The following is a 21939-nucleotide window of genomic DNA, read 5'->3' on the forward strand; positions in this document are numbered from 1 at the left end:
CAGCCCGGAGTCGTCGCCCTCATGCTCGACCAACTGGAAGCCCAGCCCGGCGACCGGATCCTCGAACTCGGCGCCGGCACCGGCTACAACGCCGCGCTGCTCGCCCATTTGGTCGGTGAGTCCGGCCATGTCACCACCCTCGACGTCGACGACGACCTCGTCGAAGGCGCCCGCGCTCACCTGGCCGCGGCCGGGTTCACCAACGTCAAGGCGCAGACCCGCGACGGGGCACTCGGCCACGCCGAGGGAGCGCCGTACGACCGAATCATCGCCACCGTCGGCGCGCACGGCGTCCCCCACGCCTGGCTCGACCAGCTCGCACCCGGCGGACGACTCGTCGTCCTCCAGCGCCTCAAGGGCAGCGTCTCCCGCTCCATCACCTACGAACAGCGCGACGGCCGCTGGACCAGCATCAGCAGCAAGATGAACACCTTCATGCCCCTGCGGCGCGGCATCGCCGACGACGACCGCCGCGTCATCCCTCTCAGCGCGAACGGCACCGTACGGCTCCAGGCCCCCGCCGGACAGCCCATCGACACCGACGCCCTCGCCGGCGTGCTGGACCAGCGGCGCATCGAGGAGTGGACCGGCATGACGGTCCAGGCCATGGAGTCGCCGGAATGGATGGAACTGTTCGTCTCCTGCTCCCTGCCGTCCGGCCTGATCCGAATGCTGTTCCCGGCCGACGCCAAGGGCACAGCCCTGGCCGACGACCCGTACCCCTCCTCGACCGCGGCCGTCGACGAGGGAGCCGTCACCTACCTCGCCCGCCGCCTGCTGGAGAAGACAACACCCGACGGCGGCAAGCTCTGGGAGTTCGGCGTCATCGGCCACGGCCCCGGCAGCACCGAACTGGCCACGCGAGTCGCCGAAGCGATCCGCACCTGGGACCGCGACTACCGCGGACGCGAAGCCACCTTCGAGATCCGCCCCCTCGATGCCCCGGCTACCGAACAGCGTCCCGGACTCTTCACGCTCGACACCCCGCTCAACCGCATCGTCGTCGACTGGCAGTGAAGCCAGCACAAGACGCTGGCGCCCGCCGGGTTAGTCGGCGGGCGCCACCGGTTCGCACCCGCTCCAGCCCATCACTGTTGCCCTGGGGGAGACATGGACCCGCACGGCCCCATAGCCAGACGCTTCCCACTGGTCGCCCGATTCCGCCCCGCCTGCCTACCGCTACCCGACCGCGTGGCGGCTCTGGTCGACCTGTCCGACAGAGCAGCGCGGCAGAACGACCCAGGCCTAGCCTCCACCGTCTTCAATCAGTCCGCACTCCTCGCCTCCGACATCGGCCTCCCCGACCTCGCCCGGCAGTTATGCCACCGCCACGCCAAGGCATACCTGAACGCCGGCCCCCTGCCCGCCATGAGCGCCATCCGCGGCCTGGAGCCCCTGGTCAACCTCGCCCGCCTCCAAATTCGCGCCGGCCACCCCGACGACGCACGCCACCGACTCCTGAACCTCTACGAAGCCGTCGACACGGGCCGCCCTGCCACCTTCGAAGGCATCACAGTCCCGGCGGACCTCACCCAGACCGACCAAGACCGCCGCGAAGTCCGCGCCTGGCTCTGGCGCGTCCTGATCGCCGACGGCACCCGCGCCCTCACCAGCGCAGGACGCTGGGCCGAAGCCCTCGCCCACATCGAGCAGCACCACGGCTTCGGCACCCGCATGCTCGACGGCCGCCAAGTCGCCGTTATTGCAGCTCTCACCGAAAGTGACACGGAGCAGGCTCTGGAATTGCTGGCCAGCACGGCGCCTGGTGATCCATGGGAGCAGAGTGTCACCCATTGCCTGACTGCACTGTGCCGGAGCGAGGCGGGGCAGGAAGTCGATGCCTGCCTGGCCGGCCTGTTGAATTCCTACCTGAGCCGCCAAGCCAATCCCGGCCTGACCGTGTTCGATGTACGCCTCGGCCTCACCGCGCTTGAGGTAGCTGGCGCTCCCGAGCATCCTGAAGCGGGCGGCCTGGTCGAGTATATGGTCCGTCGAGTTTCAGACGCCTCTGATGGATACGCAGCTCGAGAGCTCCTGGTGCACCCCCTGGCCACCGCGGTCATGATGGCCAAGCAGGCCCAGGACTGCAGTGATCTACTTCGTGCCTGCGCTCTCGGAGTGGGTGCCTTCGTCCCCGATGACTTCTATGCCGATTTTTCGGTCGCGATGGACATCGCTGGAGCCGTACTCAGGCGAACGTTCGCAAGCATCAGGAACGGCGCGTAGTTGTGGTTAACGGCTGCCCTCTTCGTCTGCCGAACGCTATGCGGTAATCAGCAACCGTTCAGCACGAACGCAGCCCAGTACTCCGGGGTCGCGAACGGACGTTTGCGCAAGTTCGCCCGCATGTTGGCAAGATGAGCGCGGCGCGGGTCGGGCGCGGGCACGGCACCGCGCAGCCGTCCCAGCCCACGGAGAGCGGTCAGTGCGGGACGCTCGGCCACATAGCGATGGATCGCTGCCGATGTAAGTGTGCGCATCCAGCGTTGTGTGCTGGCCAGGGCTATGGCCGGTTCGGCGCCCGGACTTTGAGTGAGCTCTTCATAGAACCGGGTGATGAACAGTGCGGTCGGCACGTCGGGGATCGGCCAGAGCGCGCCGAGTACTCCCGCCGCACCGGCGTGCATGAAGCCGATGGTCAGCGCGTGTGACTCCTCTGGCTGCAGGATGACGTTCACTGCTCCGGACACGCATGCCGCGACCACCACCAGACGCAGTTCGTCTCCCATTAGGCGGCGGATCCTGGTGAGGTCCAGATGTTCGCCGTCCGCGAGAGTCAGGTATGCCCCGTCAACCGAGTCATAGCGCATGGTGCCATGGCAGCCGAGATGCAGGTGCGTAGCATGCGGCAACTGGCCGAGCAGGAACCCGCCGGTCGCATCGGCTCCGTAAGCAACCGAACTGCGTCCTGCGGGATAGTAGGTGACGAGGTGACGCAACTCCATCTCCGCTCCAGGCAGCTTGGGCTGGGAGCGGCTTGGGTTGGCCAACCCGACCAGAAACGGCGGTCCTTCGGTGAGGCGTGCCGCCCGTTTACGCGCGGCCATCCATGCACCGGCTGACGGAGCGTAGGAGACGGTGTTCAGCACGTCTACCAGCGACATGGGACCTCGATGGTCACGCCAACTGGCGGCGTGCCAGGCGAACGCAGGCAGCAGCCCACACGGTACGACAATGGCGTCGGATACTCCGGAGTTCGCGAGTTCGTGCGCGAGAGGCTGCGCTACGGTTCGGCCGATCTCCGCGAGCACCTTGCTCAGCACTCGCCGGAACCGCGGGAAGTGAAATTCTGACAGCCCGATGACGAGCGCTTCACCGGCGCGTGGTCTTCCAGGGGTGAGGCCGTCGGGACTGCCGTCTGGGCGCTTTCCGACGCCGAGTATCAGCGTGAGGAGTCGGCCACTGTTTGTCGACGAAAGATCGACGGGGACGACACCGGAGAGGGACGACTGCGGCGTGACGACTAGAGCGCAGCAGCCAGCCGGAGCCGCAATGAGGTAGATCACTGCTTGCCCCGGCTCGAGCGCTGACGCCACTTCGCGCACCGACGGTGATTGCCCCTTGGCGAAGTCGGAGAGTGTGGGCAGGCTACGGATGGTTGTCAGGAGATCCTCCAGGGACGACCCGGCTCTGTCCTTGGACGCACTGGGCCGGACCTCATCGTCGGCGCGCAGATCATTCGCTTCGTAACCAGCGTCGGCGCTGGCGAATGCTTCGGCGTGTGCCGCGCCACGAGCCTTGGCGACAGCCGACAAGTAAGCCTCCGCGAGTCCAGGATCGAGCCCCCGCAGCCGTTGAAGCTCGCCGACCTCGGCCCCGGAAGCAGCTCGTAGAGTGGTGGCGCGCCCCGCCTCCATGATGCCCACGGCCTGCTCCAGCACCGTTTGAACCTCGAGGCTCGTGAGTGCGGAGCCTTGTTCCATTTGTTGTCGGGCAGCTCTGAAGAGTCTGTACGCGGTGAACCGGAACCGTGAATCGTGTGCCAACTCCGTCAGAGCCGGGTCGCGTTCCTCAGGCGTGGACGGGAAGTTTTCACGCCCTACGGTGTCGCCGCCCGACGCGCGCCACGCGACCAGCGCCATCAGAGAGGCCAGGCTTGCTCCGTGCCAGTCGTCCATGTCCTGACACAATGCCGTGGTTTCGTCGGCTGTCGTGAGGCAGTCGGCAGGGTAGGCATCGGGGGTCAGCACTTCCAGGGACTGGAACAGGAGGTCGCGGGCCTCCTGCCAAGCTGAACCGATGGGGTCGTCTTCCGCTCCATAGGACAGAATCCGGGCGAGCTGCCTCCTAGCGAATGCAAGTTCCTGTGTGTGTGCGTGCTCTTGGTGCACCAGCACAGCGCGGCGCGCGCACGCCTCGGCACGGGAGAGGAACTCCTCGCGGGCCTTCGGCTGTCTCCTCGACGTGGTGACCAAAAGATCAGTGTAGTTGTAGAAGATCCTCCCGAGCAGCGCTGCATCCGAATCCGGGGGGAGGACGTCGAGCGCTTCTTCATAGCTTCGCTCGGCAGCGACGAGATGGCTCTCGTCCAATTCGGCGAGCCTGCTATGCGCCACTGCCATGTTGGTGACAGTAAAGGCGTAATCGACCGGATTGCGTTCGCGTGACCGGTGCAGCAACGCGGTCTGGCATTCTGCCAGCGCTCTGCTTGCGTTTTCGAGGAGGTCCCCTGCCTTACGATCCAGCAGGGACACCGCCAGGTTGGTTCTGACTAGCGCTGCCGTATTTGGTTCGGGCAGGCCGTCCCAGAAGACGACAAGTTCTTTCAGCAAGCCGATGCCGCGTTCCAAGGATAGTTCCCGGTCTCGAGGACGCATGTGGAGAGCGATCACCAGATTGGATCGTGCTTGGGCGACTGCGATCGGGTCGTCCGCTGCCTCGGCTTGATTGATGGCTTGTTCGAAGGCTTCGATGGCATCCTCGATGTCACCGGGAGCAGACATCAGTGGACTGATCAGCGTGACGCCACGCGTGAACCACATCAACGCGGCTCTCCCTGGAGCGATTTCTGACAAGAGCCCGGTAGCGAGCTGCATACACCGGTCGGCCATCGTGCGAGACGCTTCTCCCCGGTCGGAGGCAGCGAGTAGGTCTGAAATCTCGTGTTCCAGTTCGCCGCCGAAGGCGGCGACTGCTTCCGCGACGTGCTCTGAGTAGCGCTGCCAGGCCTCGGTCGCCCCCACGCGAGAGAGCTCGTCCAGCAACATGTCCGGGAGCTGGTCCATCGTCGTCTGCGCGGGCGTGCTCGTTCCTCCGGCGGCGTTTTCGCCGATACTATGCTCCCGCCATTCCATCAGGACAGCGGGGCCGAGCAATTCGGGATGTGCGTCGGTGGCTTCTGCTAGTTGGTCCGCCGACGTCGACGAGAGCGCAGCCAGCAGAGCTTCCTGGACGCTTCGGACCGCGAGTGCCTCATCCAGGGCCCGAGCATGGAGTGGAGGCAGATCGTCGGAGCACAGCATTGGTTCGGCGTCTGCGCGTGACACGTGAATCAGCGGGGAGTGTGGGCGGAGGCTATCGAATCCCTCCGGCGGCCGATGGTTGAGCATGCAGACGCGGATAACGCAAGGGTCGTCGGGTGCTGTTCCCCTTGCCACCAGCAGGGCGATACCGGACGGAGTGCCAGCGACCAGGAGTGACGGCTGCTCCGGCGCAGGATCTGCGCACCCCGGGCAGACCATCGCCGTGCTAGCCGTTGGCCAGAGGTCAGGGCGCTGTTCCACGTCCAGGAACACCCACACGGGAGCCGTGGCGTCCAAGCCGCAGGCCGGACACACCCAGGTGATCGGGACGATCAGCCCTTCTTGCCCGTTACTCAAACCCGTTTCCCCAGCACGCTCATCGGACCTTGAGCCGGCCTCTTCAGCCATCAGCTCAGGTTCCTTCGCCCTGAGCTGTCGGCTCAAGGCTCCTTCGGCTTTCGGCATCCCATTGGAAGAGCGGCGATACCAACCCGAGAAGCAGCGTCCCGACCACGAGTGCTGCGCTGCCGTAAGGGCTCTTATACCAGCCGAAGTCTTGGAACGGCGTCCCGGGCATAGAGAAACCCCAGAGCGCGAAAGACGCCGTAGCAGCAATCAGATTGAACCAAGTGTGCGTGGGCCAGCTCGCGGGGTGCACCGGCAGCGGAAGCCCCTTGACTTGCTCCTGCCGTGCGAGGCCAAGCCACACGGCGATCGGGGTAATGCCGAGAAATGCCCAGAACACTACCCAGCCCGAGGCCCTGGACTGATCTGCAGGCTGTTGTAGCAGTCCGACTACGGCAACGTAGGTTGCTACAACTTCGGTGGGGATGTAGGCCGTGACGCTCTCAGCCAGCGAAGCTGCTGGGCTAGCAGCAGGTGTTCGAGTTTCGGTATCGAGCCGACTGCCGCGGAGGTCCGGCTGAATCTGGGTGGTGACCTGGGTCATTCGCACGATGCTCATGAAAATCCCTGCTGCCGCGTATCGCCCTGTCACTAAGTTGCCCCGGCAGAAGAAGATTAGCCGAACGGCAGGGGCACCCCAGTAGTTGCGATCTGGCAGGCAGTAGTCCCGTGGGGCAGACCGAGTCTGCCTACGTCGTTCGCTGCTGATCTGGGTTAGGCGCGAGTCCAGTGCGAGAAGCCCGCAGCAGGGCAGGGCTTGCCCCCAGTAGGAACGGGCCCTGCCCCGGCGACTCGACAGAGCGCTCAGGTGTTGCCGCTACCGCCTGAGGCGGATTGATCCTTGATGAGTTCCTCCTGCGCACGGGCAACAGTGCGGTCGTCGATCGCCTTCAGCGCTTGGTCGACCTCATCAACGCTCATGTGCAGCTCAACGGCTGGCCAGTCGTTGCCTGGAACGGAGTAGCCGTCAGGAGCGGACCGCTGCGGTTCGCCCATGACGCGGTGCGCCAGTCTGGTTAACCAACCCGGCTGGGGATCAACCTCGCTCATGACAGCCATCGGCCCCTGTCTCCCCTCCACGACGCGCTGAGCCTCTTGATTCCGCACAGCGCGCTTTCATGTCTGTGTTCCTTCTACCCCAAAGGAGGGTCTTGATGCCAGACGGCTGTACATGCGGGATCGCACAATCCACCGGTAGCTGATCATCATGGCGTTGGCCAGGGAGAACACGATCAGGCCTCCCCACCAGATCTTGTCCACCCCGAGCACGGCTAGTCCGCCGGGAATCTTATGTTCGAATATTTCCGGGTGAATCCGGCCATGATAGAGCATGAAGAGCGCGCTACCGGTGATCGAGAAGGCTACGGTCCCCATGAGTGAGAGCAGCGCGGATAAGCTGCGTGACAGGAGACCCGGCTGGCTTTCGTATCCGACCCAACTGGCCGCCACTCCGGGAAATGCGAGCAGTAGAACCGGCGCGTCGGACCCGAGAACGTCGTCAGCAGGATGAGCATTCGACACCACGAATCCGATGATCCACAGAAGGAGGAACGTACTTACCGCAGCCACGGTGGCTTGGAAGTCGGAACCGGGCGGTGTTTCGTAGAACGTGAATCTTGCCTTCGGGCTTGTTCCTCTGCCCTCCGGCACGGCAAGGGAGCGGGAGTAGAAATGCCCGTACCTCTGGCCGAGGCGGCGCCTGAAGGTAGCGTATGCTCCGTCACCGGCGTAGAGACTATTGTCGTCGGGCTCGATGGACTGGTGTGACAGATAGAGGCCCTCGGGGCCCGCCACCTGAAGGTGGTAGCTCTGCGCGCTCCACGCGTTGCCCAGTGGCACGCTGACGTACATCGGCCGGGCGCCAAGGAATACGCCGATTAACCGCTTCAGTCGAGGGCCAGCAGCCTTCGTGTTCTCCTGCTGGGAGGGGATCACGGTCCGCTCGTACGTTACGGTGAGCTGCCCATCGTCGGGCACGTCCACGCAAGCCAGCACCACGTAGTGGGTAGTGAGGCGCTCGATGAGACTCAGGACAGGTTTGGTCTGATTGTTGATGCCAAGCCGCTCGATCTTCGTCCGCATTTCCTGCTTCGCTTTCTCGATGACCTGCGGCGAGAGCGTGAAGCGCGGGCGCATGATGTGTCGAAGGGCTGAGCGCTCCATCTCCCACAGCGCCTCCCGTGAATCTTCTCTCTGGTCGCGGCTTCCCTCCTGTCTGGCTGCCGGGGTTTCGTCTAGCATGTAGTGCACAACTGCCGCGGCCGTCGCAAGATACTCCCGGTACGGCATAGTGCGCACCGGTTTGCCGTCAGTATCGAACACCCTGAAGTCGTCGAGAAGCTCGCCCTTTTCCGGCACTAGCAGAGGCAGGGTCACTTTCTGATTCTTCGCGTAGTCGCGGCAATCGTCATCCAGCCGCAAATTGATGCTGACTTTCTGGTGCAGCGTCCTGCGATTCGCCTCGTACGACTCGGTAACACGTTCGCGCATCGCTTTGGGTTTCAGTATCGCCCTTGCGAAGAGGCGGGCTTCTTCGGCTGAAACCTTCTTTTGTAAGCCCTCTCTGCGGAGCTGGCGAATCTCCTCATCTTCGGGCTCGCTTTCCGCCCTGGATCCTTGTGGCTTATCCGGCTTCGTCGATGACTTCACCCGGAGATTCCCTGCGGTGATAATCATTGATATTGCCACCAGCATCGCAACCGAACGGTACATCCACCCCGCGATCCCCGGATTCCCCTGTCCGACGATAGATAAGAGTAGAATCCCCGCGATAAGTAGGAGGAAGAGGAGCCGACTGCTCCCTCTCTTCCACTTGGGTCTGTGCATACGCCCCCCAGAGCGACCTCACCTGCGGCAGTCAAGCCGTGGTGCATTACTGACGGTTGCATCCCATCGAGCGGGACGGGGTGACGGTAGGCAATCTACGTGATCTTTATCGACTCTTTATAACCGATCGGTTCGACTACGCATTTCGTACGAAGTCGTTCGAATCATGAGTCTCATGGGCCCCATGCGTGAGGAGCGTTCCTGGCGAGCGGGGTAGATATATGCGTCGAATCGCTTGAGGTGTAGTTCACCGTGCTGGCCTAGCTGCGCTGCCACGTCTACCCGCTCGGCAGGCGTCGCAGGCCATAGTCGCGGTGCGCCCGTAGCGACACATCAGACAGGAGCACCGGTTGTACGGTCCCAACTCCCCCAGGCGGACACTCCAGAATGGCCGCTGGCACGGCCGAGTGTCGCAGCGCGCAGCGACGGTCCGAACCGGATATTCCAGCTTAGCGACGGCGCTTCGCACCCAGCAGAGTTCACCGCTACCGAAAGGAGCACCGCCCTCGTTACGTGGGGATGGCCGGTATGGGGGCCGGCCGCGCCCGTAATTCTGTACGCCTGACCTCTACGGCGCCTACGGCCTTGCGAAGAACACGCCGGTGACCACCGGTACGCCCAGGCCTCCGAAGGACCTATAGCGCACGTCAGGCATCAATGCCTTCCACGCCACGCGCAGTTCGGGGTCCTCAGCCAGGGCGAGAGGTTCGGACTCGAACTCGATCGTCACGCCAGCGCCCCGCGCCCCGATGCTCCAGCCCCAGTGCGTGTACATCGGCACCAGATCCCGCCGACCGGCCGCCATCTTCCCCAGCGCCAACCGATGCCCGCTCGCGCGGAAGCCGTCCAGCAAGGTGTGGTGCAGACGCCGTCCCAGCCCCTGACGCCGGTGATCGAGGCGCACCGTGAGGAAGTCGATGAGGCCTATTCTCCGCTTGACCTCTTCCTCGGAGACTGGCAACCCAGGCAGGCTCAGGGCGATGCCCGCACCGCAGGCCGCGCCGACGATTTCCCCATTGCTCTCCGCCACTAGGCCAAGTCCGTAGCGGTTCGCCGACGACGGCGTCTCCAGGTACAGGTCGAGGTCCCGGAGGCTCCGCACCTCGACGGTTCCGGACAGCAGACCACGCACCGTGGGCAGATCGGCCGATGTGAAGGGACGGAGGACGGCTGAGGACTCCAACGCGGCCGGTCGAGAGCGTAGTTCGGCTCGGCGACGTGAGGCTCTACCCATGCACCCGATTTTGGCACACCGCGAGTAGTCACCGCCCGAGGACACTGACATCGCCTGTCCAACTGACAGCTGCTGGTCGTCCCCACCCTGCAGGTGGCATGGCCGGGCGAGCGGCCGACCCCTCGGCGAACACCTCAGACCACCAGTTCTGACCCCGCCTCCGTCACCGTCTCCCCGCAGCGCGACGACGGCACCTCCCGTCGGCTTCCTCTTGGCGCACACCCCGCACCGCAGCGCGCAAGCGAAGGCCGGCATCGATCACAAGAGTCAGGGCCGTAAGCGCGTCGGAAAGGTTGTTCAGTATCTCCACAGCATGCTCCGTTCTTTCCAGCCAGCCCGCAGCGGGTCGGCTGCGATCCTCGTGCGACCAATTGGCGAGGAATCGGTGCCGGGAGCCCAGCAGGGTGGAAAAGTGGAGACCGATGGGGACCGCACGAGACGCGCGTGGACGGACTAACGTGGGTGGAGGAGAACGGCTCGACATGACCGGGGACCCCGAGGGCGGCCAGGCGTCGGCAGGAGAGTTCGCAGCGTGGCTTGTCGAGTTGAAGGTCCGCAGCGGTGATCCCACGTTGGAGCAGCTGACGAGGCTGACCGACCGGGTACCGCGGGGGGTTCACGTACCAAAATCGACGTTGGGCAAGGCGCTGCAGGGTCGGAGCCTTCCGTCCCTCGATGTCGCCGTGGCGATCGCCCAGGCGTGCGTTCTGCACGCCCACGGAACCGGCGATGCCATGGCGGCTGTTCGGCAGGAGTGCAAGGACCGTTGGACGCGCGCCAAGCTCTCCGAGCGGGTGGCGAGGATCAGCCAAAGCGCCTCGGAACAGCCGCTAGAGGACCCACATCTGGCGGAGATCCGGCGACACTCCGAGGTGGAGGAGGCGTTCCTCGCCAAGTATTACCGGTGCATGACGGCATCGCTGGACCGGATGGAGCTCTTCGGCGTCACGCTGCGTCGACAGGACTTCAGTTACCGGATGAGCACCTCGTACGTCAGCCTCAGCGCGGTGCATCACAGTGCGACGTCCCGCTACCGGTCCCTTGCGCCGACGCCGGCCGCGTACGAAGGCAATGAGAGCGGGCCCCTTCGGGTGGAGCACGCCATCGCTCGCTCCCGACGCGTTCTGATCCGGGGGGATGCCGGGTCGGGGAAGACGACTCTGCTGAAGTGGATCGCCGTCGGCGCGATACACAGTGTGCTGCCCGAGCCCATGACGATGTGGAACAGGGCCGTCCCGTTCTTCCTCCCGCTGCGGCATTTCCCCCACGAACTCCCCACGCCGGAGCAGTTCTTGGATTACGCGGCACGAACCCTGACTGCGGCTGCACCGCGAGGCTTCGTACGTAGCACTCTCGATTCGGGCAACGCGATCATCCTGATCGACGGCGTTGACGAACTACCGAGCGGACGGCGCGGAGAGGTCCGGGACTGGCTTCGCGAGCTCACCCACAGCTACGAGAAATGCCGCTATGTGGTCACCTCGCGTCAGGCCGCCATCGATGGTGGTTGGCTTATCGACGCGGGGTTCTTGTCGCTGGAGCTCATGCCGATGGGCCCCTCGGACCAGAACCTTTTCATCTCGCACTGGCACGGGACTATGCAGTCAGCCTCAGGAGATGAACAGGAGCGGGACCGTCTGCGGGAACACGAGAGGGCCCTCGTGCGGAGCATGGCTGAGCGCCGCGAGTTACGCCGCCTCGGGAGCAACCCTCTTCTGTGCGCGCTGCTGTGCGCACTGCACTGGGATCGGGAGATGCACCTTCCCCACGACCGGCTGAAGCTGTTCGAGGCCGCCTTGGAGATGCTGCTGGTACGGCGCGACCAGCAGCGGAACATTGCCGGGGACGCCGTCCGCCTCAGCACCGGGGTGCAGGAGCTGATTCTCAGAAAACTCGCCTACTGGATGATCCGCAACGATCTTACCGAGGTCTCGCTGGAGCAGATGGCCGAGCGAGTGGGGAGCTACCTGGCGGACACTCTGGTCGACACCCTCGATCCGACTGCCGTCGCCCAGCACCTGCTCGTACGTACCGGGTTGTTGCGCACTCCGGCCGTCGGCCGGGTCGACTTCGTGCACCGTACCTTTCAGGAATATCTGGCTGCGGATCAGTTGCTCAACGACGACGACCTCAACTTCCTAGTCAAGCACGCCCACGAGGATCAGTGGCACGACGTCGTCGTCATGACCTCCGGACGGGCGCGCGACTCGGAACGCAACCATCTCGTCAGATCCCTGCTCAAGCGGGCCCGCAAGGACAAGGCCCAACGCGTGCGACTGATCGTGCTTGCCGTCGATTGCGCGGGCAACGCGCCTTCGCTGGACAACGACCTGCGCAGGGAGACGCAGAGACGGGCCCAGGAGCTCATTCCTCCCCAGGACAGGAAGCAGGCGGAGGCGCTGGCCAGCCTCGGCGAGGTGGCGCTGGATCAGATGCCGTCGCCAGCAGCGGAGCTGCGGGCGACGGAGGTTGAGGCGATCCTGCACACCTGCCAGCTTGTGGGCAGCACAGCGGCCCTGCCGCTCCTGGCCCGGTACGCCAGGTTCTTCGATCAGTCCATCGCTCGCCAACTGATCGACATGTGGGGCGATTTCGACCGAGGTGAGTACGCCCGCGTGGTCATGTCCGCCCTATCCGAGATCACTTGGCTCACGGTGGATGCCGAGCTCCTGCCGTACCTGTCGTGCCTCACCAACCTCGTCCGACTCCGGATCGATGGACCCGTGGCGAGTTACGAGCCGGTCAAGGGGCTGGAAAGCCTCCGCGAGCTGAACATCGTCAAACCGGCACCGGAGTTGAGTGGACTGACGATCCCGTCGACGCTGCGGATCTTCTCCGTCATCGGCCGGGTCCAGCACCAGTCGTTCCAAGGGCTACTCCTGCCGTCCGTCGAATTCCTGCAGGCGGAGGTCCGGTGCGCCGACTGCGACCTCACCTCCCTGCAGTTGATGGCCGGAATGCCCTGGGAGACCCGCCGTGACGTTGCCGCGATGATGACCGATTGCCCCGTGTCGGACATCGACCCGGAATATCTGAGTGCGAAGTTCCCCGCCCTGAGGAAACTCGCCACTCGGACGGAATACGTGGCAGGAATCGACCAGATCGCTTCCGTCCTGAAGCGCCTGCAGGCGTGGAAGTCCGTGACCACGTTCCAACTTGACATCACTGACGCAGAGGGCATGGGTAGCCAGATCGCGGAATCGCTCTTCCTGCACTGGCAGACAACAACCGGCATCCTCGACGACGGAAGATTCCGGGCCACCTTCACCCGAAGCTCATGATCTCTGACGGTCTCAGATCTCGTTCGATCCCAGACCTGGGGCCCTCGGGCAGGCCATTCGCACGACTTCAAGTCACACTGACGAGTATCGGGAACGTGACCCGGCGGCCATGGAACGAAGCCCACCACACGGCCGGATGCGTGAGCGATGCGTGAGCGGACGTTTCGGCACCCGGCAGGTCCCGCCGGACCGGGCGGCAATCCTTCCCTGCCCGACCTGCGCGTATTGGACGAGGGTTCACTGTCGACCATCACCCGGGAGGCCCAGTCTAGGACTTTTAATCCATTGGTTGTGGGTTCGAGTCCCACACGGCCTACCGGGTCGGGTCTCCTTGGAGGTCGCTGACCTGCAGGAATGGTGCCCCGGTCGTCGGAAGACGGCCGGGGCACAGCCGTGCCCGGGGGCTGCGGGGGAGCGGCGTCAGGTGGTGCGGCGGCGGGTCGTGGTGAGGATCAGGAGGGCGCCTGCCGCGGTGAGGAGTGCCGCGAGGGCGGCGATGAGGGCGGTGTGCGACGAGCCGGTGTGGGCGAGCTGGGTGGTCGGGGTGGAGCCGCCGGAGGTGGCGGCGTGGGAGTGGGTCGTGGCTGCGGCGACGGCCGGGGCGGGGGCGGATGTGGAGGTGGAGGTGGGCGACGGGGCCGGGGGCTGCTTCAGGTGGAGGGTGGTCCGGGCGCTTGCGATCGTGCCTCCGAGTACGACTCGTGCCTGCAGGCTGAGGTCGCGGGGGGCGGCGGGCCGCCTTCCGAGTGTGAACCGGAGGGTGTAGCTGTGCGTCTGCTGGTAGGAGAAGCCGGCGGGGACCGGGGGAATCAGCCAAGTGCCGCCGCTGACCGTGGCCTTGGCCGGTAGCCAGGCGTCGCCGCTGCGGTAGTCCAGGTTCAGGCCGGGCACGGGCGAGTCCAGGCCGACCATGGCGGTCAGCGGGCTGGTGAACGTACCGCCCGCACCGTCGTACAGCTTCAGGGTCGTCGTCCCCGGGGTGCCGGGCGCGACGGTCACGACGCGGTCGAACTTCTCGGTGAGGCGGCCGTCCGGGAGCGCGGGCGCGATGTCGAAGTGGACGTGACCGGGCGCCACCACCCGGCCGACGCTCGCGGTGACGTCGATGTCGAGACCGTCGTCGTTACCGGGGAAGTCCGCGGCGGCGCCGACCGTCACCTTCCAGCTGTACCGGGCGCCGGCCGGGATCCGGAAGCCCGAGGCCGCGGTCCCGCCGTGCGGGTAGAACAGGGCGTTCAGCCCTGGGTTCTGCCCCTGCACCGACAGGTCGGTCGCGGGCGCCTGGACAGGCGTGACCGCCGTCCGCACCTGGCCGACCTCCACCGGGCTCGGGCCGCCAGTCGTGCCCGGCCACACCATGGCGTCACCGGTGAACTGCTGCACGGCGTCAGAGGTGTTGGCGACGGTTACGGTGAAGCTGTTCGTCCCGCTCCCGCGGGTCAGCGTGTGGTGCGTGACGTCGCTGACCGCGACCGTCAGCGGCGCCCCCGAGCTGTAGGCGTGGGCGGCGGGGACGAGTAGGGTCCCGCCGAGAACCGCGGTCGCGGCGACGCCGACGAGACGCGTACGGGTGTGGCGCTTACGGGAGTTCCGCTCGCGGGGGTTTCGACTGGACATGGATCCGTACCTCTTTCGCCGTTCCGGTGGGTGCGGTGCTTGGATGACCGGAGCTTGCGGGGTGATCCGTGCCAGCCGCCACGTACCGGGGGAACGCGGGACTCTGGGATGGTCAAATCCATTCTGACCAGGGGGAATTGCGTCCCTTTGGGATGCGGGACGGGATGCCGTGGGATGGCGGACGGGGGGAACGGGTGTCAGGGGCGGCAGGGTCCAGGGAGACCGAGGAGTTCGCGAGGCTGCTGCGGGAACTCAAGGAGCGCTCGGGACTGAGTTACGGAGCGCTGGCCAAGCGGCTGCACATGAGCGGATCGACGCTGCACCGGTACTGCCAGGGCACCGCGGTTCCGGGCGAGTACGCGCCGCTGGACCGCGTCGCGCGGGTGTGCCGGGCGACGCCGGGGGAACTGGTCGAACTGCACCGGCTCTGGGCCCTGGCGGACGCGGCGCGCAAGCCCAGGGAGGACCGGGCGGCGACGAGGCGGGCGGAGGCCGGGTCCGGGTCCGGGGCCGAGGACGTCGGCCCGGAGGCACACGACGCCACCGGGGCGACCGCCCTCGCTCCAGCAGATGAGCCGGTCGAGCAGAAGGACCCCCTCCCTGCTCCGGTGAAACGACGCCTGGCCTCGCTCCGCCGCCGAAGCGCCCTGGTCGGCTCCGCCACCGCAACCGCCGTCCTCCTGGCCGCCGTCCTCGTCGCACATCCGACCTGGGGCGGAGGCGGAGGGCGTACGGGGGAGCAGAAGGTCGCCGCGGAGAGAAGCGACGCCGCCGCTGAGGAGACGTCCAACACCGCGTCCCCCAGCGGGCGGGGCAGCACACCACCGCTGCCGGCCCCCGCCGCCGCGACCCCCACGCGCGGACGAGACGCGGGCGCCGGGCCCGCCCCCAGCAGCGGCACCTCCGCCGTCCCCCTCACGGTGCACACCCGCTCCTTCGCCTACGACAACCCGTGCGACCAGCGCTTCCTGGTCCACAGTGCCCCCGCGGCGGTCGGGCCGTTCCCGGACGAGCAAGACGCGCCGCGCTGGGTGGCCGCGTACGGCGCGGTGGCCGCGGGGGATCAGCGGGTCGCCGTCACCGTCCAGGGCACCGGCGCGGACACCGTCGTCCTGGAGGCGCTGCACGTCGGCATCGACTCCAGGAACGCGCCGCTCGCCTGGAACGACTACGCGATGAGCCAGTGCGGTGGCGGCGTCGACACCAAGTCCTTCGACGTCGACCTGGACAAGGGCCGGCCCACGACCACCGTCAGGAACGGCCAGCGTGAGTTCCCGTACAAGGTCAGCGAGTCCGACCCGGAGGTCTTCTACGTCACCGTCCACACCAAGGCGCACGACGTCCGCTGGAACCTCACCCTCGACTGGTCGAGCGGTGACCGCCACGGCACGGTCCGCATCGACGACGACGGCGTCCCGTTCCGTACCAGCGCCGACGCCGGCCGTCCCGGCTACCAGTACACGCCGGGCGGTTCCTGGATCCCCCGCACCTGAGGGGGCAGCGCCGCGGGCTCACGGGGCGGCGCCGATCGGGACGGACATGGCCGCGGCCTCGGTGGCGTCGGCGGGCACGCCGGCCTCTGCGCGGCGCAGGTCGAGCACGATGAGGACGGCGGCGGAGACGCCGAGGTAGATGAGCAGGTTGATCAGTGACTCGCTGGTCCCGTGGCCGTCGAAGTAGATCGAGCGGTGGAGCAGGAGGTAGCCGTTGCGGGGCGGCAGATAGGGCCCGATGTCACGCCAGAACGTGGGGAGGTACGGGACGCCGCTCGCGCCGCCCGACGACGGGTTGCCGAACAGGATCATCGCGACGACCGTCACCAGGGTGCCGATCGGGCCGAGTACCTTCTGCAGGATCGCGGCGACGAAGGCGACCACGGCGACGATCAGCGAGCAGATGGGCCAGGTGATCCAGAACCTGCTGCTGGGGAATCCCTGCAGCCAGTAGCAGACGATCAGGTCGACGACGAGGCCGCTGATCACGGCGAACCCCGCGAGCTGGGCGGCCCGCCAGCGGCCCGCCGCCTTGCCGGTGGCGGCCAGGAGGAGCGTCGAGCTCATGTAGCCGCCGATGAGCAGCGGTACGAGCATCAGCCCCTGGACCAGGCCGAACGGGTCCTTCGCCACCAGGGGGAGCGGGGCGTACTGCTGCACCGAGAGCTGCTGCCCGCTGCTCACGGCCGCCCTCTCGAACCGCGTCGCGAGATCGAGCGGCGCGAGGTCGCTCATGGACGGCACCACGACCAGGGTGTCCGCTCCGTTCACGGTGATCAGCGCGCCGAAGATCTGGGCGTGGTCGATGGCGGTCTTGATCCCGGACACGTCGGGGTAGTGCGTGACGTCCAGGGAGATCTCCCGCTGGGCCGCGGTCAGCAGCGGCGAGGAGCCGACCACGCCGAACGGCAGGTGGGTGGCCTTGGGGGCATGCTCGGCGCTCATGTACGTGGTCGCGAACAGGCACTGCATGACGGCGCAGATGCCGAGGGCGGCGAGCATCGCGATCACCGCCCGGCGGCGGTGGGGAGGGGGTGCCGCGGGCGTCTCCGGTGCGGGCGGCGCGGGCGGTGCGGGCGGCTCGACCGGCGTGACCGGTGCGGTGGGCCCGGCTTCCTGGCCGACCGTTCCGGCGATCGGCTCGGCCGCCGGTTCGGCTGGCCCGGCCTCCGACTCGCCCGCCCGTCCGACCGGCTCCACCGGCCCGGTCGGCTCGGCCGCCCCCGCCGCCCCCGTCCTCCGGGCCGCTCTCGCCGGGCGGATGCGGCCGAACCAGGCGATGACGAGCGTTCCGGCCGCGGCGTAGAGGAACAGGACGACGAGCGGGGTGGAGATGTCGTTGCCGCCGAAGTAGAGGACCCGGTTGATCAGGGTGATCGCGCTCTGCGGCGGGAAGAGCACCCCGATGTTGCGCCAGTAGACCGGCAGCAGGTACGTGCCCAGGCCGCCCGCGGGCGGGCCGCCGACGACGATGAACAGCACCGCGACCAGCAGGGTGCCCATCTTGCCGACCAGCGCCTGGATTCCGGCCGCGGCCAGCGCCACCGCCGCGGTGACCAGCCAGAAGCACGGCAGCAGTGGCCAGAAGTGGCTGGTGGAGTACGCGCCGATCCCCGGCCCCGCGATCAGGTCGGTGAACACCGCCCCCACCAGGGCGTATCCGATCAGGATGGCCGCCCGCCAGGGCGCGGCGGCGACACCGCGGGCCGCCTTGAACACCAGCACGGCGGCCAGATAGCCGCCGATCAGCAGCGGCAGCAGCAACAGCGAGGTCACCGCGCCGACCGGGTCGCTGTCGGCGAGCGGCTTGACCGTCCGCACGCTGACCGGCCGGCCCAGCTCGTGCGCCGCGGCCAGGAACGCCGGCTCCAGCTCGGTCTGGGCGAAGAAGCTCTTCGCCGGAACCACGACCAGGGTGTCGGAGGAGCCGTTGTCGAGGTACGCCCCGTACAGCTCGCCCCGGTCGGCCGCCTCCATCACCGCTGACGCGTTCGGATACGAGGTCAGGTCGAGCCCCGCGCGCGACGCCACCGCGGCGACCACGGGTGACGGCGAGCCGGACACGCCGAAGGGCATGTTCCGCGGCACCAGGAGCTGTTGGGCACTGACCAGGCACAGCGCGAGCAGGGCCTGCGCGACGAGCACGATCCCCAGTGCGGCGACGATCTTCAGCACACCGGCGCGGCCGCCCGCGGCGGGAGCGGCCGGAGCCGCCTCGTCCTGTCCCGTCGCCATCCCTGTCCTCCGTCGCTGTCGCCGTCGCCGCCGCCCGCTGTCCGCCGCCCGCTGTCTGAACCATGGGCACACGGGCCCGCCGGGGCGGCAATTCAGGGAAGCGATCGGGTGACCGCGGCTACCCCGGTCGGAGCAGCCGGGGCGGTCCCGGATTGCGGGTCCTTCGCGGACGACCTTGACTCGATTCGACCCATCCCCCCGGCGGTCGACCTGAGGAGTGCACGCGATGCTGTCTCCCCGCAGCCTGTTCACGGAGATCCTGGACGACGCCGACTCCTTCCAGCTCTTCTGCTCGATCGCGGCGAGCGGAGAGTCGCAGGGCGGCTGGGAGAACGGGCGGATCTCCGCCCTCGTGCCCGCGTCGCAGCGCGAGCTCGCGCCGAAGATCGCCCGGCACGGCGCGGACGAGGACAAGCACGGCCGGATCTTCACGCAGCTGATGCGCAAGCGCGGACTGGAGCCCGTACCCGTACCGCCGGAGACCGACTACACGATGCTGCTGGAGCGGCGCGGGATCGGCCTGGCGCACTCCCGGCTGCGGCAGGACACCGCGCTCACCGAGGCCGACATCGTCACCTATCTGGCGCACAGCCGGGTGACGGAGCAGCGCGCCTCGGAGCAGATGGCGCTGCTGCTCAAGCACTTCGCCGACCACCCGGAGATCGGCAAGGCGGTCAGGGCGATCGCCCGCGACGAGGACAACCACCTGGCCTACTGCCACGAGGAACTGCTGCGGATGCGCGCGCTGGGGCACGGCGGCGCCATCGACCGGATGTTGCGCGAGTGCGCGCTGGCCGAGATCCGGATCTACCGCGACGTGAGCCTGGCGGTCATGGCGAACATGGGCCGTGTCCTGGGCTGGTCCGCGCCCAAGGCCGCGGCGCTCAGGGCCGGTATCCACGCGGTGTACCTCTACGAGCGGGTCTTCGGCTGGCGCCGCATGGTCACCCTCTCGATGCCCGCCCGCCGTAACGCCCTCGGCGGCCCGGCCCTCGGCACCGCCTAGACCCTGGCTCCCTTCCTTCCGCGGACGAACTCACTCACCCGGCGGGCGACTTAGGCTGTTCGGGGTAGGCGGAGGATCAAGGGGCGCGCGGCGACGCGCACCGGGTCGCGGAAGGGGGTGAGCGGCCGATGAGCGCACCGCCCCTTCCCGGCGTGCTGGGCGACCTCGCGCCGGTGCTCGACCACTGGGGGTACTGGGCCGTGGGCGGCCTGATCCTGGTCGAGGACTTCGGCGTACCCGCCCCCGGTGAGACGGTCCTGATCGCCGCCGCCCTCTACGCGGGGGCGGGCCGGCTCAACATCGTCGCCGTGATCACGATCGCCTTCCTGGCCGCGATAGCCGGGGACAACATCGGCTACGTCATCGGCCGCACCGGAGGCCGCTCCCTGGTGCTCCGCTACGGCAAGTACGTCCTGCTCACCCCGGAGCGGTTCGAGAAGGCCGAGGCGTTCTTCACCCGCCACGGCGGCAAGGTCGTCACGATCGCCCGCTTCGTGGAGGGACTGCGCCAGGTGAACGGCATCATCGCCGGCGCCACCGCGATGCCCTGGCGCCGCTTCCTGGTCTTCAACGCCCTCGGCGCCGCCCTGTGGGTGGGGCTGTGGGCCGGTCTCGGTTACGCGGCGGGTGACCACATCGCCACCATCTACAAGGACGTCAACCGCTACTCGCTGCTGGTGCTGGTGGCCCTCGGCCTGCTCGTCGTCGGCCTCGTCGGCCGCGCGGTGATCCGCCGTCGCCGCCGGGCGGCCCGTACCGACCCGTGAACCGGGTGACCCCGGCAGAACCGCGGAATGGTCGCTTTTCTACGACTCGTAGTAGCTTGGGCCGGGTCGTGGAATGACCTGCTGGTGCGAGACGGACGAGGTGCCGGGTGACCGAGGAGAGCGGCCGGGGGGAGACCCGGCGGCGGGCCCGGGGGGAGCTCGAGGGCGAGGTGCTGGCCGCGCTGTGGGCGGCCGACGGCCCCGTGGCGGCGGCCGTCGTCCAGGAGAGCGTGCCCGGCGCGGCGTACACGACCGTGCTGACGATCCTGACCCGGCTGTGCGAGAAGGGCCTGGTGACCCGGCAGCGGGAGGGCCGCGCCCATGTGTACGCGCCCGTCGACGACCGCGCCGGGGTCGTCGCCGCGGGGATGCACTCGCTGCTGGCCGACGGCGGCGACCGCGCGGCGGTGCTGGCGCGCTTCGTGTCGGACCTGTCGGCGGAGGACGAAAGGTTGCTGGAGCAGTTGCTGCACGGCGAGCTGCCCGACCGGCACCCCCGTCAGGGGTAGGGCGTGCCCTAGGCGCCCGGTTCGGCGGCCAGGACCGGCCGCAGCGCGCCGCGGCTGAGGGTGGCGACCACGGGGGTGGCCCAGCGGCGCAGGGCGAGGCTGGTGAGGTAGGCGACGGGGAGGGCGAGGAGGACGGAGCCCAGGACGTCGTGTGGGTAGTGGGCGCCGACGTAGACCCGGCTGAAGCCCTCGATCAGCGCGAAGACCGCGGCGATCGCGCTCAGCCGCCGGTCCAGCAGGAACAGTGCGGCCACCGCCGCCGCGGCCACCGTGCTGTGCCCGCTGGGGAAGGCGTAGTCCGAGGGCGCGGGGCACGCGTCGACCAGGTAGGCGTGCGGCATCGAGCGGCAGGGCCGTACCTCGCCCACGATCTTCTTCACCACCTCCGCGACGGCGAACGCGGTCAGGACGGCGACCGGCGCGGCGAGCGCGACGGTCATCGCCTCCGTGCCGCGCCGACGGGCGCTCCACCACCCCATGACCATGAGCACCGCGAAGACGCCCAGGCCGAGGTTGGTCCACAACTCCATCGGCGTGTTCAGCCACTTGGTGTCGCGGGCGAATCCGGTGACGGCGCTGAACAGCGAACCGTCGATCCCCGATCCGTCGAAGGCCAGATGCGCGGTGGCGGCCGCGGTCATGGTGACGTCCTTCCGTACGAGCACGGCACCACATGGCGTGCCGGTGGCATCGCGGTGACGTGAAGGTGGCTGACCCTGAAATCTACTACATGTTGTAGGAGACGACCTCCGGGGGGTGCTGCCGGAGTCCGACGGGGTGCCGTATCGGTTTCTACGTCCTGTAGTACGTTGCTCAGGGTGGATCCCCTGCCCAAAGGAGCACCTGCGATGAGCGTCGATACACGCCTCGGGTGGGCGTGATGTCCGCCAATCAGCTTTCGCCCCGGGGCCGTGCCCGCCCGCCCGCCGACGAGGGGCCCCGGGGCCGGGCCCGGCCCCCCGCCGACGAGGGCGGTGTGCGGGCGGTCGCCGTGCGGGCCGCCGAGCTCTCCGCCTGCTGCGTCACCTCGCTGCTGGTGAGCATGCTGCTGGTCGGCGTCGTCGTGCTGCTGAGTGTCCTGGTGTACACGGTGCTCAAGTAGCG

The 21939-nt window shown here is 67.6% G+C and carries 16 protein-coding genes and 1 tRNA gene; 9 read left to right on the forward strand and 8 right to left on the reverse strand.

Translation table 11 applies throughout. The annotated features are described in order from the left end of the window. Together fxlM and AB0M29_RS38190 are read left to right on the forward strand one after the other, a co-directional pair. Positions 1-1017: methyltransferase, FxLD system (fxlM, locus tag AB0M29_RS38185; protein WP_365391406.1), on the forward strand; the 1017-nt coding region annotated here is incomplete at its 5' end. Between the two features lie 93 nt (positions 1018-1110). Next, positions 1111-2226, forward strand: coding sequence for a hypothetical protein (locus tag AB0M29_RS38190; protein ID WP_365391407.1), 1116 nt, complete (start codon positions 1111-1113; stop codon positions 2224-2226). A 47-nt stretch (positions 2227-2273) separates the two neighbouring features. Here AB0M29_RS38190 and AB0M29_RS38195 read toward each other — a convergent pair whose 3' ends face one another. The 5 genes from AB0M29_RS38195 to AB0M29_RS38215 all read right to left on the reverse strand — a co-directional run bounded on the left by AB0M29_RS38195 (position 2274) and on the right by AB0M29_RS38215 (position 9825). Further along, a complete protein-coding gene (locus tag AB0M29_RS38195) occupies positions 2274-5870 on the reverse strand; it encodes a CHAT domain-containing protein (protein WP_365391408.1) in 3597 nt (1198 codons plus the stop codon). A gap of 4 nt (positions 5871-5874) precedes the next feature. Next, positions 5875-6426, reverse strand: a complete 552-nt coding sequence (locus tag AB0M29_RS38200) for a hypothetical protein (RefSeq protein WP_365391409.1) — start codon at positions 6424-6426, stop codon at positions 5875-5877. Between the two features lie 245 nt (positions 6427-6671). Then, positions 6672-6926 carry a hypothetical protein gene (locus AB0M29_RS38205; RefSeq protein WP_365391410.1) on the reverse strand — a complete coding sequence of 85 codons (255 nt, stop codon included), beginning with the start codon at positions 6924-6926 and terminating at the stop codon, positions 6672-6674. 57 nt (positions 6927-6983) lie between these two features. Then, positions 6984-8579, reverse strand: a complete 1596-nt coding sequence (locus AB0M29_RS38210; protein ID WP_365391411.1) for a hypothetical protein — start codon at positions 8577-8579, stop codon at positions 6984-6986. 691 nt (positions 8580-9270) lie between these two features. Then, a complete protein-coding gene (locus AB0M29_RS38215; protein WP_365391412.1) occupies positions 9271-9825 on the reverse strand; it encodes a GNAT family N-acetyltransferase in 555 nt (184 codons plus the stop codon). A gap of 584 nt (positions 9826-10409) precedes the next feature. Between AB0M29_RS38215 and AB0M29_RS38220 the strand changes: the two genes are divergently transcribed. Together AB0M29_RS38220 and AB0M29_RS38225 are read left to right on the forward strand one after the other, a co-directional pair. Further along, positions 10410-13208: an NACHT domain-containing protein gene (locus tag AB0M29_RS38220; RefSeq protein WP_365391413.1), complete on the forward strand. Its 2799-nt coding sequence runs from the start codon at positions 10410-10412 to the stop codon at positions 13206-13208. Positions 13209-13464: 256 nt separating this feature from the next. Continuing rightward, positions 13465-13524, forward strand: a tRNA-Ser gene (locus tag AB0M29_RS38225). Between the two features lie 104 nt (positions 13525-13628). On the opposite strand, the gene AB0M29_RS38230 is transcribed toward AB0M29_RS38225, so the two are convergent. Further along, positions 13629-14825 carry a hypothetical protein gene (locus AB0M29_RS38230; protein WP_365391414.1) on the reverse strand — a complete coding sequence of 399 codons (1197 nt, stop codon included), beginning with the start codon at positions 14823-14825 and terminating at the stop codon, positions 13629-13631. A 194-nt stretch (positions 14826-15019) separates the two neighbouring features. Between AB0M29_RS38230 and AB0M29_RS38235 the strand changes: the two genes are divergently transcribed. After that, complete coding sequence (locus tag AB0M29_RS38235; protein WP_365391415.1) at positions 15020-16318, forward strand: helix-turn-helix transcriptional regulator; 1299 nt, start codon at positions 15020-15022, stop codon at positions 16316-16318. 18 nt (positions 16319-16336) lie between these two features. Here the strand turns inward: AB0M29_RS38235 and AB0M29_RS38240 are convergent, their stop codons facing one another. Beyond that, on the reverse strand, positions 16337-18553 hold the full coding sequence (locus tag AB0M29_RS38240) for a hypothetical protein (RefSeq protein WP_365391416.1): 2217 nt from the start codon (positions 18551-18553) through the stop codon (positions 16337-16339). A gap of 226 nt (positions 18554-18779) precedes the next feature. On the opposite strand from AB0M29_RS38240, the gene AB0M29_RS38245 reads away from it, so the two are divergent. The 3 genes from AB0M29_RS38245 to AB0M29_RS38255 all read left to right on the forward strand — a co-directional run bounded on the left by AB0M29_RS38245 (position 18780) and on the right by AB0M29_RS38255 (position 20835). Continuing rightward, the gene (locus AB0M29_RS38245) at positions 18780-19559 is read left to right on the forward strand and encodes a ferritin-like domain-containing protein (protein WP_365391417.1); all 780 of its coding nucleotides are present in this window, start codon (positions 18780-18782) and stop codon (positions 19557-19559) included. Positions 19560-19687: 128 nt separating this feature from the next. Further along, a complete protein-coding gene (locus AB0M29_RS38250; RefSeq protein ID WP_365391418.1) occupies positions 19688-20326 on the forward strand; it encodes a DedA family protein in 639 nt (212 codons plus the stop codon). Positions 20327-20433: 107 nt separating this feature from the next. Beyond that, positions 20434-20835 carry a BlaI/MecI/CopY family transcriptional regulator gene (locus AB0M29_RS38255; protein WP_365391419.1) on the forward strand — a complete coding sequence of 134 codons (402 nt, stop codon included), beginning with the start codon at positions 20434-20436 and terminating at the stop codon, positions 20833-20835. A gap of 8 nt (positions 20836-20843) precedes the next feature. Here AB0M29_RS38255 and AB0M29_RS38260 read toward each other — a convergent pair whose 3' ends face one another. Further along, on the reverse strand, positions 20844-21476 hold the full coding sequence (locus AB0M29_RS38260) for a phosphatase PAP2 family protein (protein WP_365391420.1): 633 nt from the start codon (positions 21474-21476) through the stop codon (positions 20844-20846). Between the two features lie 239 nt (positions 21477-21715). Between AB0M29_RS38260 and AB0M29_RS38265 the strand changes: the two genes are divergently transcribed. Further along, positions 21716-21937: a hypothetical protein gene (locus AB0M29_RS38265; protein ID WP_365391421.1), complete on the forward strand. Its 222-nt coding sequence runs from the start codon at positions 21716-21718 to the stop codon at positions 21935-21937. Positions 21938-21939 lie beyond the last annotated feature (2 nt).

It is taken from the genome of Streptomyces sp. NPDC051976 (assembly GCF_040680795.1).
In the GTDB taxonomy this organism is placed as follows: domain Bacteria; phylum Actinomycetota; class Actinomycetes; order Streptomycetales; family Streptomycetaceae; genus Actinacidiphila.